This window comes from Pseudomonas sp. GL_117 (assembly GCF_057835125.1).
The window spans coordinates 1,258,175-1,277,280 of sequence record NZ_CM174418.1 but is presented as its reverse complement, the minus strand read 5'-3'; the positions used below and the strand labels follow the sequence as shown (position 1 = coordinate 1,277,280).

Here is a 19,106-nt window from a genome sequence, read left to right as displayed (position 1 = left end):
CACACCTGCCCCCTGCTGAACCGGACCACCGACGGCATCGTTGAAACAAGGAGATTCACATGCCGTTACTGGACTTTTCTGCCATCGCGGAACAACTGCCCGCCCCTTGGAAATCCACGCGCCTGGGCCAGGTCGGCCCGGCGCGGATCAAGGTCTTGCGCATGGATCAGCAGGCGTATGAGCAAGAGACTCACGACTACAACGAAGGGTTGCTGGTGATCGATGGCTGCTTGCGACTGGCGATTGCCGGCGAGGAAGTCGAGGTCGGGCCAGGCCAGATGTACCTGGTGGACGCCTATGTCGCTCATGGGGTGCTGGAAGGAAGCCACGGTACGCTGGTGATTATTGACCTGTAGCTCAGTCCCTACTGTCCAATCACCTCTGGCGGCGTTTGAAGCTCCTCATCAATAGCCGCCACCGGCGTACTCAAGCCCGCGACGTACGGCAATATTGAGACATTCAGTAATACCCGACCTTTGCAATTGCTTACAAATACCGCCAACCTGCCCGCCCGACGTGCGGCGCATGACGTTGCCCACGTCCACCTGTCCTTATTAAACCTATTGTTCAAGAGCCCGTAGCCATGTCTAACGGACGCGACCCGCGCATCGATTTCTTTCGGGGCCTGGCGTTGATCTTCATTTTCTGGGATCACGTCCCCCACAATCCTCTCGGCCAGATCACCCTGCGCAACTTCGGCTTCAGCGATGCCGCAGAAGTGTTTGTATTCCTCGCCGGTTTTGCCGCCGTGCTCGCCTACGGCAAGATCATGCAGCGCGACGGCTACTGGATGGCTTGCCTGAAGATCCTGCGCCGGGCGTGGGTGCTGTACGTGGTGCATATCTTCCTGCTGGCCCTGTTGATGGGCATCGTGTTCTTCGCCAACAGCCATGTGGAAACCCGCGACCTGGTCTCGGAGATGGGCCTGACGCACTTCGTCACGCACCCGCAACAAGCCCTCACCGATGAACTGCTGCTGCGCTTCAAGCCCAACCTCATGGACCCGTTGCCGTTGTACATCGTGCTGCTGGCCGGCCTGCCGCTGGTGTTGCCGATGCTGGTGCGCAAGCCCTCCGTGGTGGTCGCCGTATCGCTGACGATCTACCTGCTGGCACCGTGGATGGGCTGGAACCTGCGGGCGATTGCCGATGGCGTTTGGTACTTCAACCCGGTCACCTGGCAACTGTTGTTTGTGCTCGGTGGCGCGGCGGCGATACACAGTCAGCGACCAAGACCCGTCGAGACGCGCCCACTGTTGCGTCAGCCGCTGTTTGTCAGCGCGGCGCTCTACGTATTGCTCGCGGGGATACTCACCCTGTCGTGGCGCTGGCCCGAGGTGCACGATGCGTGGATGCCGTCGCGCCTGAGTGACCTGCTCTACCCCATCAGCAAGACCGATCTGTCGCCGCTGCGCCTGGTGCACTTTCTGGCGTTGGCCTACGTCACGGCCAAGCTGCTGCCCGGCGCAGGCTGGACGCAAAACCGCCTGGCGGGCGAGGTCTGCCGCATGGGCCGCTACTCCCTGGAAGTGTTTTGCCTGGGGGTGGTGCTGGCGCCCTTGGCGGACATGGTCAACGCCATGGCCAACGATGCGCTGGCCGTGCAACTGGCCACGGCCATCGTCGGCGCGTTGCTGATGGCGGGGCTGGCCGCGTGGTTGGAATTCAACAAGCGCCTGGATCAACGCAAAGTCGCGCTACATAGCTAGCGCCCGGCACCCATAGGTGGGTGCTTCCATTTGCCTTCCACTCAACCCGTGAAAGGAAATGGCCCATGCCTACCCACCAACTGCTCAACGGCTTGTCGGGCAACCTGCAATCCAGCGAATCCTGGGCTCGCCAACAGGCTCTGGAGCTGATCCGCGAAACCCTGGCGCGAACGATGGGCAGCCTGACGCTGGCGCAACAGCGCGACTACGTCAGGCTGCAACGCGAAGCCCACCAGGCCCTCAAAGCGGTGGACCGCGAAAACACCGCGATCATCCAGGCCTTCAAGACCCAAGGGCTGGCCCAACTGAGCAGCAGGCTCGGCGGCCTGGACCCGCAAGCCATCCACCTGCACACCCGCTACCTGCAAGAGCTGCAACCACCGCTGCCGTGGGAACCCAGGTCCAGCCAGCCGCTGTCACGCCAGCGTCGCTTTCGCCGTGCCTACGATGAATGGAAATACCGCGCCCACGTCTCCACGCTGTCGCTGTGGGATGCGGCCTGCCTCAATTTTGACTTCGCCACCGCTGAGCATCAGGCATCAGGGCACAGTTTTGTCGACGCGTCCTACCTCAGCGGCGCCGCAGGCCTGAAGCTGAGCGTCAGCGAGTTCATCACGATTGCCCGTGAACTGGACTTCGGCGGCCAGTTGGCGCAGCGCCTGCAACGTGCACTGGGCCCCGGCGGCGATCTGTACGCCACGCTCCAGGCCAGCACCAAGGCCTGCCTGCGTTTCGAAGCCCTGGAGGCCTATCGCAATCGCGCCATCACCGGCGTGACCCGCGAGCACTATGACAGCCTGAGCGCCGCCATCGACGGTAGCGGCCCGGCATTGAAATTCGACACCCTGGGCATGAGCACCGGCATCACCGTGTTGCCCGCCGTCCCCTTCGTACCGTCAGGGCAAACCGTCCCGGTGCCCCTACTGGTGATTCATGTGGGCAGTCGCGCGGTGCTGTCGTATTTCCCGTTCCGCCCTGGCGGTGCCCTGCGCTACCACACTGATACCCGCCAGGCGGCGGATGACTTCCTGCAACAGCTCAAGGACAGCCACGCCCAGGGCGACCTGGGCTGGTTCGCCCGGCAACTGCCGATGACCGAAATGCACGGGTTCAAGCAATTGCTCAAGGAGGCATCACGCCCCGTGGGCCTGAGCCCGACCGCCGGGTTCCTGTACGACACGTTTCACTGTCTGTTCCCACCGCACACCCTCGATAGCCTGCGCTTTACACCGGACCCCAAACATGGCCGCGAAGAAACCCTGGTGCAGGCCTGCACGTACCGCGAAGTGCAACGCTATCAAGCCAACCTGTCGACCCTCGCCACCCGTCGCTCGGAACGCGACCTGCAGGCCTTGATCGACGGCGCGGCCGCCATCGCCCAGGAAGTCCTCGAACTGTTGCTCACCCCCGTGCCCGGCGGTGTAACGGGCCTGAACCGGGTCATGCAGGTGGCAGTGTTCGGCAGCCTGGCCTACAGCGTGATCGTGGGGATCAACGAAGCCGCGAGGGGGGAAGCCAATGAATTCGCGTCGGCCCTGGCCGACACCGCCGACCTGGCCATCAATGGCCTGTTGATCACCACAGCCGGCCGCGTGCATCGCCAGCGTATCGAGAGTTTGCTGCACCGGCTGGGCAACCCGAGAAAAATGCTCAAGGCCGACGGTACGCATGTGCTCTGGAAGCCGGACATCGGCCCCTACGCAATTCTCGACCAGCACCTGCTCGACGGCCAGGTCGCCAACCCCCAAGGCGTCTTCCAGGTCCACGGCAAGCAGTACGCCTGGCTGCAACAAAACGGCCAGCGCCGTGTGGTGGAGGTCAGTTACGACGCCAAGCTGATGCGCTTCGTGCTCAAGCAGGAAAACGACAGGCAGTTTGCCCCACCGATTCTGTTCAACCCCGCGCAACAGGCCTGGACCCTGGACCTGCACAACGCCCATACCCTCTCGGACATCCAACTGGCCGAGCGCATGCTGCCCAACGGCTCCACCGCCGTACCCCGGGTCGACATGGAAATAATGCTGCGCAGCACCGCCACCGACCGCGCAACCCTCGATAGCGTATGGAGCGGCCAGCCCGCACCGATCAACCTCACCGAAGGCGTAAGGCGCCTGCAGGCCGACCAGATCATCGAGCAGTTGATCAAGGACTTCCACCGCCGCGGCCACATGCCGCCCCATGCCGACGCTGCCGTATTGAGCCTGTTGACCCAGGCACCTGGCTGGCCTGCCGACGTCAGCATCAACGTGCACGACCGGCAAGGCACCCTGCTCGAAAGCTATGCCGCCAACGACAACGGGCTTTCCCACACCATCGACCTGATGCGCCGCGATGATGGCACCTACGGCCTGCTGGCGGACCCCGCGACCAGCGTGCCCACCCGCGAGCAACTGTTCGAACTGATCCTCACCCAACAACCAGCCCATTCACACTTGGGCAAGGAAGGCAGCCCGCACCTGACGCTGGCCCAGCGCATTGCCCGGGTGCGCCTGCAAATCAGCCAACTGGCGCAGACACACCGCATGGCGCTTTTCGAGGCCATGACGCGCTATGACGGCTATGCCCGCGCTGAGTTGGCCGCCGATGAAAGCGCACGGCAATTCTTGCCGATCAAGGTCGCTCCGTCCTTGGTGGAAGTGACCCCCGTGCTGAAAAAACTGCGCCGGCTCTACCCACCCCTGACCTCGGCCAACCTGCAACAGTTACTGCTGATCACGCCCTTGAGCAGCCGCGAGCAAGCGCAATTCCTGCACGATGCAAGCCTGCCCGCCTCGGTGCGGGAACACCTTGAACACCATCGCACCGCCCTGCGTATCGACGCCGTGATAGACGGCCTCTACCATCGCCGTGCCTTCAACCCCGACACCGACCAATGGGCCCGCGAGTTCACCGCGAGCCTGTTGCTCAATACCTTCGAGCGCCACTTCGTGGTCACCGACATGAGCCGCGGCACACCGTCCAATCGCTACGTTTCAAGCGGGCCCGACGACACCACTGTCGAGCTGTTGCACTACGGCCAGGGCCGCTACGAGGCCTACGACATGCGCAACGCCGGGCCGATTCCGGTGACGCCCGGGGTCGACAGTTTCTACCTGGCCGTCGCCTCGGTGCTGCAACCGGGTGAACGCCTGCAACTGGGGATGAAGAGCGCCAGTGATGCCCAGGGCCTGCGCAAAACCCTCGGTGATCTCATGAGCGCCCAGCGCAGCCCTGGAGGCCAGGTCAGCCTGCTGGATCAGTCCCTGGGCCAATACGAACAACGCGTCGTGCTGCCCCATGACCTCAAGCCCGACGCTGAAGGCATCTACGAATGGGAAGGCCAGCAACTGCTGCCGCTCTATGGCTCGCTGTACCCGATTTTTTTCGACAAACGCCTGCGCAAATGGCGGCTCAAGCATCCGGAAAAAGTCGGGGTCGATACCCCCCGCCTGGAGCACAACCGCCGGGGCGCCTGGCGATTGTCGAATGAAAACCCGATGACATGGGATGACCACCGTCTGTTCTACCGCCTGGGGCCGAGCAACTTTCATGTCGACCAGGCCACCGCTGCGCGGATCATGCGCGTCACCGACACCCCGGCGCGGGCCTTGCGCGAAGTGCACAGCGCCGGCCTGCCGCCGCCACCGTTGTTGCAAGACACCAGCAAGCGGTTTCGCATCGAGCGGGAAATCCTGCAGTTCATCAATGCCATGACCGTCTACTCGGCCACCCGCAATGCGCGGCCGTCCCTGCAACTGCTGCTGGTCACCAGCTTACCGGCGTGGCCCGCCAGCCATGCACTGCAGATCGTGGATGAGCAGGGTCAGGTGATCCGTCGCTATCCGGCCAGAAGCGCACCCGAAGCCAAGGCCATCCGCCTCACCGAAGCCGAAAGCCGTGGTCTGGAACCGCTGAAAAACATTGCGCTGAACGATGACGTCAGCCGTGCGCTGCTGGGTACCTTGCCCGCCACCCAGGAGGAGCGTCTGTTCAAGCTGTCCAAACGCATCGCCGACCACGCGTGGCGTGAACGCGCGCAATTGTTCGACATCCTCTACGCCCAGAGCGAGCTTGCCACGACACTGATCGAACGGCGCCTGCACGCCCACTTCCCGCACCTGCCTACCAGCGCGATCACCGCGATACTCGAACAAGCCACGCCCAAGGAACTCAAGCGCTTGCAACAGCAGGACCAGGTCGGCCTGCGCCTGGCGGAACAGGCGCGGCTCACCGCCGACGATATGCGCCTTAACCGGGCGTACGAAGGCCTGTTCCTGGACACCCTGGCCAACCCCGACAGTGACAGGATCATCCTGCACGTGCTCAAGGATTTGCCCGGCTGGCCCCTGAGCCTGCGCGTGGACGTACGCCAAGCCAGCCTCTCCGGCCCGTTGCTAGGCAGTGGCGGGCATGCCAGCGCTGTCGACCGCCGCACGCTGGTCAAGATCGATGGCACCTACCAGGCCTATGGCCGCGAGGGACAACTGCTCAACGACCCCAGCGACAGCAGTGGCCTGATCAATAGCGTGGCCTCGCTGCTGACCGATACAGAACGCAGCAACCTGGGCCTGGACGACAGCGGTGACACAGCGCCGCTGCGCGAACGCATCGCCGACTTGGCCCTGGGCCAGCGCGTGGCAATCAAATCGCTGCTGGGCCTGGCGCATATCCCGCCGTGGTTGCAACCGCCGATGCCGGTGCACAGCACATTCCTGGCCTACCCGTTTTCCCTGCGCAGCCTCTGGCCTTTCAGCGGCCGCCAGCCGGTGGACCTGGTCAGCAAGGTCAAGGAGCTCTACCCCAGCTTCAGCACGGCGGCGGCCAACGAATTGATTGACGGCCTGGGCATGAGCGAACCGGCGGCGCTGATTGAGCTGGAGCGGCGCAAGGCCGAGTACCAGACCCTGGAGTTCGAGCTCAACCGCTGGATCGAAACGCCCCAGGCCATCGACGACCCCGAGACCGATCCGCTGGGTTGGAACTATGGCGTACGCCGCAGCCTGGCCGAACGGATATTGCGCGCCTGGCGCAGGGAAACCCGCTCGGCCTATGAAAATGAATCAGGCCTTTTCGACACCCACCAACTGGTGTTGCGCCTGGACGGCAACGACCTGCCCGACCCGGCCTTCATCCTGAGCAACCGCGCATTCGAACACATTGAATACCTCAGGATCGACGGTGACATGCTCCCCACCATCGGGAACGCATTCCTCAGCAAGTTCACCGGCCTTACCCACCTGAAACTCGATTGCCTGCTCGGTGAGCTGCCCCCCGCACTCGCCCAGATGACCCAACTGCAACAGTTGGATCTGAGCGACAACATGATTGAACTGACGGTTGAGTCGCGCCAGCAGCTGGCCGGGCTCACACGCCTGGACGGGCTGTTCCTGGATGGCAACCCCCTGGGCCTGACGCCCGATGTCAGCCGGATGACCCGCCTGCGGGTGCTGTCTCTGCGCCAGACCAACATCGACCAGTGGCCCATCGGTGCCGAGAGCCGCAGCAGCCTGCGTAGCCTGCTGCTTCAGGAAAACCGCATCACCACTATTCCCGACGCGGTGTTTTCCGATGTGCGCATGGGCCCCACCAACCGCAACACCATCCTGCATGACAATCCATTGAGCGATGCCACGCTCGACAGGCTACGCAACTACCGCAACCGCACCGGCATCGTACTGGGTGGCGCGCTGCCGGGCGTCCTGCATCAACAGGCGCAGGCCATTGACGTCAACCGATGGCTGACCGGCGTGCCCAGCGCCCAACACGCGCAACGTCAAACCCTGTGGCAACAGTTGCGCCAGCATGAAGATGCCAACCCCGACGACACCTTCCGGGTCCTGCGGGACCTCACGCAGTCGTATGCCTACCGGCGCAACCAGGCCACCCAGCAAGCACTCACCCGCCGTGTGTGGAACCTGCTCGACGCCATGGGCCAATCCACCGATCTGCGCAACCGGGTATTTCTCAATACCTACGTGGCCGGCACCTGCGGCGACGGCGCCATACTGGCGTTTATCAATATGGAAATTGAGCACCAGGTGCACCAGGCACGCAGCCAGGCCGGCAGTGAGCAGGCCGACCGCCAATTGCTGGGCCTGGCCAGGAGCCTGTTCTACCTGCGTCGGGTGGACCAGTTGGCCGAGGCGCATATCGAGCGCCTGCGTGCAGCGGGAGTGGACCCGGACGATGCCGAGATCAAGCTCTACTACCGGCTCAAGTTGCGCGATGCGTTCGACCTGCCGATCAGACGTGAAGAGATGCTCTACGCGGTCGAAGAATGGGTGAGCGAAGACGACGTGATCCAGGCCCGGCAAACCCTGGAGGCACTCGGCCGGACCCAGGCGGCGCAGGAGTCGTTATTGATGGAGGACTTCTGGATCGAGTACCTGGCCCGCAGCTACCCGGAGCCCTTCTCGACCATCGACAATGTGGTGCGCCACCAGCTCAATGCGCTGAACCAGGAGATCAGCGACCGGCGCTCGGACGCGTACCTGGAACGACGCCAATCCCTGGTGGAGCTGGAAATTGCCGAGCGCAATCGCCTGGTGCGCCAGTTGACCGAAGCGGCGCAACTGGCACAAGAGGCGCACTGAAGCTTACGCCGAGCGCGGGGCGGCTTGGACGTTGGCGACCGGCTGCAACTTGAACACGTAGAACAGCACGGTCAGCAACACCAGAAACGCCGGCCCCACGTACAGCGCCACGCGGGTATCCGGGAAATACGCCATCAGGCCCACCACCAGTACCAGGAAAGCCAGGGCCAGGTACGAACTGACCGGGTACAGCCACATGCGGTACTTGAGCCCTGCCTGTTCGGCCGGGCTCAGGCTTTTGCGGAACTTGAGCTGGGCCAGCAGGATCATCAGCCAGGTCCAGATCGCGCCGAAGGTGGCGATGGAGGTCACCCACACGAACACCTGGTCCGGCACCAGGTAGTTGAGCAACACGCCCAGCAGCAAGGCAAAGATCGACAACAGCAAGGCCTTGCGCGGCACACCGTTGCTGGAAGTCGTGCCGAACGTGGCCGGTGCCTGGCCGTTCTGCGCCAGGCTGTAGAGCATGCGCCCGGTACTGAAGATACCGCCGTTGCAGGAGGACAGCGCGGCGGTGATCACCACAAAGTTGATGATGCCCGCCGCGGTCTTGATGCCCAACCGCTCGAACGTCATCACGAACGGGCTGCCCTGGGTGCCGATTTCATTCCACGGGTAGATCGACAGGATCACGAACAATGCACCGACGTAGAACAGCAGGATGCGCCAGAACACCGAGCCGATGGCGCTGGGAATCGTCTTCTGCGGGTTGCGGGCTTCGCCGGCGGTGAGGCCGATCATCTCTACGCCCAGGTAGGCGAACATCACCATTTGCAGGGACATCAGCACGCCCTGCACGCCGTTGGGCATAAAGCCGCCGTGGGCCCACAGGTTGGAAATGCCCAGCGCCACGCCGTCGTTGCCAAAGCCGAAGGCGATGATGCCAACACCGCCGATCACCATGGCGATGATCGTGACGATCTTGATCAGGGCGAACCAGAACTCGAATTCACCGAACGCCTTCACGGCGATCAGGTTGATCGTGCCCATGCTGATCAAGGCGGCCAGGGCCCAGATCCAGCGTGGCGTGTCAGGGAACCACACGCCCATGTACACCGCCACGGCGGTGATCTCGGCAACGCAGGTCACCAGCCACAGGAACCAGTAGTTCCAACCCGTGAGAAAGCCCGCCAGCGGGCCGAGATAATCTTGCGCGTAACGGCTGAACGAGCCGGCGACGGGGTTGTGCACGGCCATCTCGCCGAGGGCGCGCATGATCACCAGGATCGCCAGGCCGCCGATGATGTACGACAGCATGATCGCCGGGCCGGCCATTTCAATGGCCTTGGCCGAGCCGAGGAACAGGCCGACGCCGATGCAGGCACCGAGGGCCATCAGGCGAATGTGTCGTTCACCGAGTTCGCGTTTGAGCGGGCCGCCTTGAGCGGTCTCGCCATGGGGCAGTGGGTTGCCGACGGGCATAGGGGTACAACCTCATCTTGTTATTGGAGTGCCCGCCGTGGAGCGATCGCAGCGGGGCGTGCAGTATAAAAAGCCAGGGTTAGGGTCTTTCACTATAAAAACCGCTCAATTTAGTTAAAGAACCCGCAAAAATGTAACTTTACAGGAGCATCTAACCTACCCGCAGCGACCAAACGTCGCAGCGCTCGCACAGAAACTTCCGACAAACAAAGCACAATTCCCTCACAACAAGCCCCCAGCGACTAAGCTTCCAGCAAGTCCGATCAATCTGCGTGCAGGATCAATCGACTATGGGCGCACTGTGGCAAACCGACTCGACCAAGGCTGCGAAAGTACACGGCAGTTCGGACCCAGCGCCTTCATCAAAAACCAGACCCAGGCCGCGCTACGCTTGGCGTTTGTTCTGGCTGATCGTACTGATGGGCTTGATTGCCCTGGGCGTGGCCGCCACCAAGGAGATGCGTACCTCGCGCCTGCAAGCCCAGGAACTCAGCCGCCTGGCGCGCAACCTCACCTATCAGGTCGAGCCCGGCGCCAGCGATGCCATCGACTACCCGGGTGCCGGGCCATTCGACCGGCGCCTGGGCTACAGCGACCTCGACACCTTCCTGCCGCGCCTGCTCAAGCGCGGCTACGTGATCCAGGCGCAGTCGCGTTTTTCCCCGGCGTTGATGGACTACAGCGCCAAGGGCCTGTTCGTGCCCTACGCGGAAAAAATCCAGGCAGGGCTGTCGATCACCGACTGTCGCGGCGCGCCGCTGTACACCTACAACTACCCGCAGCAGCTCTACGCCAGCTTTGCCGCGATCCCACCGCTGGTGACCAACAGCCTGCTGTTTATCGAAAACCGTGACCTGCTCGACCCCGCCCAACCCCTGGCCAACCCCGCCGTGGACTGGCCGCGTTTCGCCAAGGCCGCGTGGTCGCAAGTCGCCAAGCTGCTGCACCTGCCGGGCCAAAGTGCCGGCGGCAGTACATTGGCGACCCAACTGGAAAAATACCGCCACTCGCCGGATGGCCTGACGGTGTCCGGCGGCGAAAAACTGCGGCAGATGTTTTCCGCCGCCGTACGCGCCTACCACGATGGCCCCGAGACCCTGGCGGCGCGGCAGAACATCCTGCGCGACTACCTCAACAGCGTGCCGCTGTCGGCGGTGCCGGGGCACGGTGAAGTGCACGGCATGGCCGAGGGTTTGCGGGTGTGGTACGGCGCCGACTTCAACCAGGTCAACCAGGCGCTGTGGGGCCCGGTGAATGCCGAGCAAGGCCTGGCGCTGCGCGAGGTGCTGTCATTGATCATCGCCCAGCGTCGGCCATCTCATTACTTGACCAAGGGCCGTGACGAACTGGCGCAACTCACCGACAGCCACCTGCGCCTGCTGGCCCAGAGCGGCGTGATCGAACCGGCGCTGCTCAAGGCGGCACTGGCAAGCAAGGTCAGCTACCGCGACTGGGTGCAACAACCCACGGTACAACCGATCGAAACAGACAAGGGCATCAGCGTGGCGCGCAGCCGCCTCGCCGCCCTGCTCGACCGGCCGCTGTACGACCTGGACCGCCTGGACCTCTCGGCCACCAGCACCCTGCAAGCGCAATTGCAGGGCCAGGTCAGCGGCTACCTCAAGCACCTCGCCGACCCCGAATACGCACGCCAGATCGGTCTGCTCGGCGAGCGCTTGCTGACCGCCACCAGCACCGCCCAGGTGCGCTACAGCTTCACCTTGTTCGAACTGACCCCGGACGGCTCGCGGGTGCGCGTACAAACCGACAACACCGACCAACCCTTCGACATCAACGAAGGCAGCAAGCTGGAGCTGGGTTCCACTGCCAAGCTGCGGGTGCTCACCACCTACCTGCAAATCATCAGCGAGTTGCACGCCAAATACGCGGCCCAGGCCCCGGCCGAGCTGAAAAAAGCCAATGTGGATGAACAGGACCGCCTGAGCCGCTGGGCCGTCGACTACCTGATCCAGGCGCCGGACAAATCCCTCGCCCGGATGCTCGACGCCGCCCTCGACCGCACTTACTCGGCCAACCCCGGCGAGCGTTTCTTCACCGGCGGCGGCCTGCACACCTTCCATAACTTCCGCAGCCAGGACAACGGCCGCAACCCGACCCTGCGCGACGCCCTGCGCGAGTCGATCAACCTGCCGTTCATTCGCCTGATGCGCGATGTGGTGCGCTACGTCACCTACTCCGGCGAGAACAACAGCGCCGAGTTGCTCAAGGACGACAACGACCCGCGCCGCCAGGAATACCTCGCCGGTTTCGCCGACCGCGAAGGCACCACCTTCCTGCTCAAGTTCTGGAAGAAGTACCAGAAGAAGGACACCCAGGCGCGCCTCGACACCTTCCTCGACAGCCTGCACCCCACGCCGATCCGCCTGGCTGCCGTGCATCGCTACCTGCTGCCCAACGCCAGCCAGGCGAGCTTCAACCTGTTCGTGCGCTCACATATGTCGGGCGTCCAGAGCCCGCTCAAACTCACCGACGAACGCCTGGAAAAGCTCTACCAAGACTACGGCCCCGGCGCCTACGACCTGCCCGACCAAGGCTATATCGCCAAGGTCCATCCGCTGGACCTGTGGTTGTTGGGCTACCTGCTCAACCATCCCGACGCGACCTTCAGCGACGCCGTCAAGGCCAGCCAGTTCGAACGCCAGGAGGTCTACAGTTGGCTGTTCAAGAGCCGCCACCAAAGCGCGCGGGACAGCCGCATCCGCACCATGCTGGAGATCGAGGCGTTCCTGGATATTCATCAGCGCTGGAAAGCCGTGGGGTATCCCTTCGACCACCTGGTGCCGTCATTGGCCACCGCCATCGGCAGCTCCGGCGACCGCCCGGCGGCGTTGGCGGAACTGATGGGCATCATCCTCAATGACGGCGTGCGCCCCAGAGTGCTGCGCATCGACACGCTGCACTTCGCCGCCGGGACACCATACGAAACCCAGGTGGTCAACGACCCGGCGCCCGGCAAGCAGGTGATCCCGGTGGAAGTGGCCAGGGCGTTGCGCGGCGCCTTGTCCCAGGTGGTGGACGCCGGCACCGCCAAGCGCGTCGCCGGCAGTTTCAAGCTGGCCGACGGCACGCCGCTGGCCATGGGCGGCAAGACCGGCACCGGCGACAACCGTATCGAGGCGATTGGTGCCGGTGGGCGCATCCTCAGTTCCAAATCCATCAACCGCACCGCGACCTTTGTGTTCTACCTGGGCGAGCACCACTTCGGCACGCTGACCGCGTTTGTGCCCGGCCAGTCCGCCGAGCACTTCACCTTCACGTCGGCGTTGCCGGTGCAGGTACTCAAGGGCATGGCGCCGATCCTGTTGCCGTATCTGCAACCTGACGGCCATACCCGGTGCGCGCCCTCAGTCGACGCTGAAAAACAACTGGCGAGCCAAGGCTAGCCCGATCTGCGCACGCCGGATCTCGAGGGTTTGCTGCACTCGCCCGGTCTGCCCGGTGCGCATGCGCGCGAAGGCCTGGGCTTCGACTGCGGCCTGTGCCTGGCGGCCCAGGCGTTCCTGTTCCGGACTCTTGAGGTGAGCAGCGGTGAAGTGATCGTCCGGGCCTTCACTGCGCCCGTAGTGAAAATGCGCGAAGCACAACGGCTTGCCGGTGTGGACATCATTCACGGCATACACCTGCAAAAAATCATCGCCCTTGAGCTTTACCCGGGCGCCTTGGCGATGAACGCGCACTTCGTTGTGGCTATGCAAAAAAGCCACGTCGGTTTGGGTCAGCGTTTTATTGCGTGTGGCGCGCACGCGTGCGCTCAGCCCTGCCGCTTCAAGCTTTGCCACCGCTGCCCGCAAGCTCGCCTCGGCCGTCCGCGCATTGGCCTGCTGCACCGCCGCCAGCCGCGCGTTGTCCAGGCCGCGCAGTTTTCGGCCAATGGCCTCGGCCGCCCACAAACGGCTGCGAGCCTGAGCGTCCAGTAGTTCTTGCAGGGATGCCGCGTCATTGGCCTTGTCGACCATCGCTTCAACATGGGCGATGGCTTTATCGGTTTCTCCCAGCAACAGGTTGGCCTTTTTCAACAGGCTATTGAGTTCGGGGTCGGGCCGCGCGGGTGGCGTGACGTTTTCCAGGTCCCAGACGCCGTCCTCGGCCTCGGTGAATGAACCGATGACGCTGCCGGCCGCATCCAGCATCTGAGCGGTATCTACGCCTGTGGGTTCTGGGCTCATACGCGCTACATACAGGTCATGATTGCGGGTGCGGATGATCTTGTTACGCCGTTTCCCCGAGGTGTCAGGTGGGGCTTTGAACACCTCTTGCGCCTGCGGCTGCAGCAACCCCGCCAGTTGTTGTTCCACGTTACGGTGCAGGGTGGCCAACAACCCTTGAAGCTGCTGCAGGTACGCGAGGTTGAACCTGTCCGGTTCCATGGCACGCCAGAACTCAATGCGATCATCGGTCTGCGCAAACACATGGTCGATGCTGTCGAGCAATTCAACGCGTTCAGCCTCGCTGCTGTGCACCTGCGACAACTCGGCCAGGGAGCGGCTGGCCCAGCGGGCACGGTCGACTGTGGTGCTCATGTTCTCGAAAAGATCATCTTCGAAGGGCAGGCCCGGCACGTCGATGGCCAGGCCCCATAGCGTGGTGAGCTGCAAGGACTGCAGGTCGAGGACCGACGGGCGCACCGGCATCAACTCTGCCAGCGCCCGGGCCTTGTCGCGGCCGAGTCGGGGCACTTGGCGAAGCTCGTCGAGGTAGCGCTGTTCCAGGATGCGCCAACGAATCACGTTGTCGTGGATGACTGCCAGCTCACGCAAGCCCTGGTTCAGTTCGGCATGGGTCTGTTCGTCGCCGGCCTCCAGCAATGGTCGCAATTGCAGGTTGCGCAGATGCATGCGTGTGCGGCTGTCGGCATCCAACAACTGTATCGTCAGAATGATCGACTCCAGTATCTGGCTCAGTTCCTCTTCGTAGCGCGGCCGTGGCCCCTGGTCGCGCAGGCGCCTGAGCAGTTGCAACTCGTCCTGGCAAAGCTCCAGTTTCTCTTCCAAGGCCTTGAAGTAGCGGGCCTGGGCCTGAGTGCGCTGTTGCTCGGTGACTTCATCGGCGGGCTTGTTGGCCAACGTGCGGGCGAGTTCCATGGCGCTCTGGGCGCGAGCGCGTTTCTGTGTGGCCTGACGGTATTGGTTTTCAAGGACCTGGCGGTTGTCGACAGGCTCGATAGCGCCATCTCCCGCGCCACCGAGCAGGCGCAATTGCAGGTCAACCTCCCAGCGCCCTTGCCCCACGGCTTTGAGCCACGGCCCCCGGTGCATGCCATCCGCACTGATCACCCGTACGCGTCCATGTTCCATGCGCACGCGGAATTTATGCCCTTGCACCAATGCCAGCCAACGCGGTGGGGTGCGCTGTGTGTCGCGCACCAGTCCTTGCCAGGGCCCGCTGGTTTCAGCGCCTTCCAAGGCCACGGGCCAGGGCGCTGCAAAGCTGTGCAGGCTGAACCGTTGCAGGCGTGCCCACATCTCTGGCGTAAGGGTGTCGCGGGCATTGGCCCAGCCCGACGGCGCGAGGAACTGCGCAGGGGGCGCGATCCGTACAGGCGGCAGGGGCGGCGGTTCCGCGAGGGCCAACGGCGCAAATACCGGGTGCTCTACCTCCAGGTGGCGCCGCGCGTCATGGGGTGTGGCCTGGTGCGCCACGACCACCATCAGGTTGGCCAGCAGATCGACCAGTGCGGCATTTTTGGCCTGCTCGTCGGTGCCCTGCAAGGCGACGATGTCCTGCCGGGCGCTGTCGACCAACTGCACCAGCCACCCCACCAGCATCAGCGGCCCGGTGAGCAGGGGTTGCAGGGTGCCGAACAACAACCAGCCGACCTGCTTGAGGCTGGCCCAGCGCTGTTCGGCGTTCGACACCGTCTGACGCTCAGCCAGGCTTGCCAAGGCTTGAGCCATGGCCGTGAACAGGTGATCAGTGGGGTCGCCGACAAGCACTGACTTGCTCAGCTGTGCCGGTGCCGGTTGTTCATAACGCGTGAACTCATCGCCCTGCAGAAAATGCTGAGTGCGCGGTTCGTCAAACCCACCATTGGCGTAGACCGCCTGACGCTGGGGCGCCAGCCAGGTCAGCACGCTGTCTTGCAGCGCGCCGGGTTGCCGGATCGCCTCGAACAAGGCCTTCAGCGATGGGAACTCCTGTAGCGGCGGCTCGAACAAAGGCCGATAGAGCAAGTGGGGGCCGACCTCGCCTTGCCGAGGGCCAATGATGAACATATTGGCCACTTCATCCGCCGTAGCGCCAGCAACGGCCTTGAACGCCAAGGGCCAGAATGCGTCGGACGTCGCACTGGGTTGCAGCGCAGCCCGCAAGCGCCGAAAACCTGCCTGGGTCAGCCCATGCTCACCCTTGATTTGCCATTCCAGGGCCTGCATCGGCAGCTGCACGCGCAATTGCAGGCTGAACAATTGACGTCGATTGGGGTTACCAATCAATTGCTGTTTGAGCAGTGCCGGATACCGCTGTCCGATGTCGGCCTCGGTCACGCAACGCTGGAGCAGCTCATAGCTCAACCAGGCGGGCGCAGGCTCGCCCTTGAGGCGAATCGCTTTGACGGTGTGGGCAAAGCCCACCAGGTTCTCGAGGGCCCACTCCGTCAGGCTGACGTGGAAGCGCTCCACCTGCCCGGCGATAAAACCTCCCGGCACCGGCACTGCGGCGGCAATCACCCGCTCAAAGGTCAAGCGAATATCGGCGGGGCTCAGCGCCGCGGCGCGTGCGTCCTTTCGCAAACAGGCTTGCAAGCGCTCGTTGGCATAGCCCTGCAACGAGGGGATACCGTCGAGAAAATGCCGCGCACCGCTGTGCTGGCGGGCGAGAACCAATGCTTGCAGCAATTGCGCGTAGGCGATGCACTGATCGGGCGTGGCATGGACCAGCCACAGCGGCAGTTGCTCGCGCAACGTCTGCTGACGCGGACTGAGGGCCGCTACAAACCAGCGGCGGCTGTCGGTGATCATGCCCAGTAGCGCCTGATAATCCTCGACGGAGCGCGGCACCAGGGGGTCAAGCAACGCAATCTCTTGCAGCTGCAACGCCAGGTAACTGGCCGCCAGCGCGTCAAAGGGATCGCCCTGCACCTCGACGGCGAACCATTGCCCGCCCGCGCCTGCAAGCAATGGGCTGGCGTAGGCCGGCAACAGCGCTGGCAGGCTGTCCGGAGTGTCCAGGCGCTGCACACCGCAGGCCGGGCTGAACAAGAACGTCTGCGTGGCGGTTTGCAGCAGGAGCAGCGCCAGCATCTGCACCGACGCCCCGCGGCGCAGGTGCAGCGTTTGTACCCTTAGTGCCGGGCCATGGGCCGACCACTCCCGATTGGGGCGGCGGCCATGCAACGCCGACCTGGGAAAGACCCGGGCGAAGCACTCCGCGCTCATGCCCGGCGGCGGGGGGGAGTCGTAGAGCAACGCCAGCAACTCATCGGCCAGGTAGCCCCAACGCGTCATGTGCAACGGCAGCGGCTCGTTCCACCACGCCTGCAGACGCCGTGAAAAAAACCCCAGCAGGCGCGCCCCGCAGCGGTTGATCAGGCCTTCCAGCTCCGCCAGGCTTGGGCCGCCCGGCGCATAGGTTTCCCGGACTCGCTGCACCACATGCTGGTAGCCCTCGGCCAACAACGTGGGCCGCGCGGCTGCCAGACGCGCCATCACCAAGTCGGGCAAGGAACGATACGGGCCGTCGGGTGTGGCCAGGTAAATCAAACGCGCAGAATAATTGCGTCCCGCGCAGTACTGGTCCAGGTAGGCCTGGGCACAGTCTGCGGCGACGGTTGTCAACGAGGGAGGGTCGTCGAACAGGTTCAGCACCTGTTCGATATGCACCTGGCGCATGGCCGCCGGGGGTGTCGAAGTGAGAGTCATCGGGGTTTCTCTATCGAGGGTGAACGCCAGACCCTACTCGCGCTCGCACTGCGACTCGCACTACACAAATACCGCCCCGTCGCCTGTCGCTCAAGCCGTTAATACCCAAACAACGACTTGCTCTCCAGGTATTCTTCAAACCCCCACTCACCCCATTCCCGGCCATTACCCGACTGCTTGTAGCCGCCAAACGGCGCGGCCTGGTCGGCCCGGGCGCCATTGAGATGGACCATGCCGGTGCGCAGTTGCCGCGCAACCCTGCGGCTGCGTTCGAGGCTGGTCGAAGTGACGTAACCTGACAAGCCATAAGGGCTGTCGTTCGCGATGGCAATCGCCTCGGCTTCGCTGTCGTACGGCATGATCGCCAGGACCGGGCCGAAGATTTCTTCACGCGCCACGAGCATGTCCGGGGTGACGTCGGCAAATACCGTAGGTTGCACGTAGTACCCGCGTTCAATCCCCCGTGGTCGTCCCAGCCCTCCGGCGATCAATCGCGAACCCTCGCCGATGGCCTCAACGATCATGGCCTGAACCCGCTCAAATTGCAGGGCGTTCGCCACAGGGCCGATGGCGCAGGTCGGCTGGCTGTCGTCGAAACACACCTGCGCCAGCACTTCCTGGACGATATCAATCACGGCCTGTTGCTGCGCGCGCGGTACTAGCAGGCGCGTCGGCGCATTGCACGACTGGCCACTGTTACGGATGCACGCCTGTAACCCGTGACGCACCGCGCTAGGCAGATAGGCGTCGTCGAGCAGAATATTCGCGGATTTGCCGCCCAGCTCCTGGGACACACGCTTGACGGTATCGGCCGCCGCCTTGGCCACTGCGATGCCGGCGCGGGTCGAGCCGGTAAACGACACCATATCCACCTCGGCATGGCTGGCCAGCGCAGCGCCAACCACCGGCCCACTACCGTTGACCAGGTTGAACACCCCCTTCGGCACCCCGGCCTCATGCAGGATTTGCGCGACGATATGGGCCGACAACGGCGCACACTCACTTGGCTTGAGTACGACGGTGCAGCCCACCGCCAGGGCGGGTGCGAGCTTGCAGGTGAGTTGATTGAGTGGCCAGTTCCAGGGGGTGATCAGGGCGCACACGCCGATAGGCTCACGCACCACTAGCGTCTGGCCCACGCGGCGTTCGAAGCGATAATCGCGTAGCACTTCCAGCGCCTGCACCAGATGGCCCAGGCCGGCCGGCACATGCGCACTGCGGGCCAGGGACAGCGGCGCGCCCATTTCCAGGTGAACCGCTTCGACCAGCGCTTCGCTGTGGAGTTTGTAGGCCTGGATAATGCGTTGCAGCAGGTCGACACGCGCCTCAAGCGAACTTGCTGCGAACCCGGCAAACGCTTGCCTGGCCGCGCCGACTGCGCGGTCCACATCGTGGCTGTCGCCAAGGCTGATGCGCGCAACCACCTGCTCGGTGGACGGATTTACCACGGGCTCAATGGCCGTGCCGTGAGGCTTGACCCAGGCACCGTCAATGTAGAACTCAAACAGATCCGACATACCTTGGACT

7 protein-coding genes are annotated in these 19,106 nt (G+C 63.7%); 4 read left to right on the top strand and 3 right to left on the bottom strand.

Annotated features, from left to right (window positions below; genetic code table 11):
• Window positions 1–59: 59 nt before the first annotated feature.
• The 3 genes from AC3ISR_RS05580 (at window position 60) to AC3ISR_RS05570 (ending at window position 8,280) form a co-directional block, all read left to right on the top strand.
• Window positions 60–356, top strand: coding sequence for a cupin domain-containing protein (locus tag AC3ISR_RS05580; protein ID WP_192297363.1), 297 nt, complete (start codon window positions 60–62; stop codon window positions 354–356).
• A 227-nt stretch (window positions 357–583) separates the two neighbouring features.
• On the top strand, window positions 584–1,708 hold the full coding sequence (locus AC3ISR_RS05575; protein WP_192297365.1) for an OpgC family protein: 1,125 nt from the start codon (window positions 584–586) through the stop codon (window positions 1,706–1,708).
• 65 nt (window positions 1,709–1,773) lie between these two features.
• Complete coding sequence (locus AC3ISR_RS05570; RefSeq protein WP_463983301.1) at window positions 1,774–8,280, top strand: NEL-type E3 ubiquitin ligase domain-containing protein; 6,507 nt, start codon at window positions 1,774–1,776, stop codon at window positions 8,278–8,280.
• 3 nt (window positions 8,281–8,283) lie between these two features.
• Here AC3ISR_RS05570 and AC3ISR_RS05565 read toward each other — a convergent pair whose 3' ends face one another.
• Window positions 8,284–9,702: an amino acid permease gene (locus AC3ISR_RS05565; RefSeq protein ID WP_192297369.1), complete on the bottom strand. Its 1,419-nt coding sequence runs from the start codon at window positions 9,700–9,702 to the stop codon at window positions 8,284–8,286.
• A gap of 290 nt (window positions 9,703–9,992) precedes the next feature.
• Here AC3ISR_RS05565 and AC3ISR_RS05560 point away from each other — a divergent pair, with 290 nt between their 5' ends.
• Window positions 9,993–13,106, top strand: a complete 3,114-nt coding sequence (locus tag AC3ISR_RS05560; RefSeq protein WP_489324589.1) for a transglycosylase domain-containing protein — start codon at window positions 9,993–9,995, stop codon at window positions 13,104–13,106.
• Here the strand turns inward: AC3ISR_RS05560 and AC3ISR_RS05555 are convergent.
• A complete protein-coding gene (locus AC3ISR_RS05555) occupies window positions 13,068–17,579 on the bottom strand; it encodes a hypothetical protein (RefSeq protein WP_463983299.1) in 4,512 nt (1,503 codons plus the stop codon). The genes AC3ISR_RS05560 and AC3ISR_RS05555 overlap by 39 nt on opposite strands.
• A 98-nt stretch (window positions 17,580–17,677) precedes the next feature.
• Window positions 17,678–19,096 (bottom strand): aldehyde dehydrogenase family protein, encoded by a 1,419-nt coding sequence (locus AC3ISR_RS05550; protein WP_192297375.1) that lies wholly within the window; start codon window positions 19,094–19,096, stop codon window positions 17,678–17,680.
• Between the last annotated feature and the right edge of the window lie 10 nt (window positions 19,097–19,106).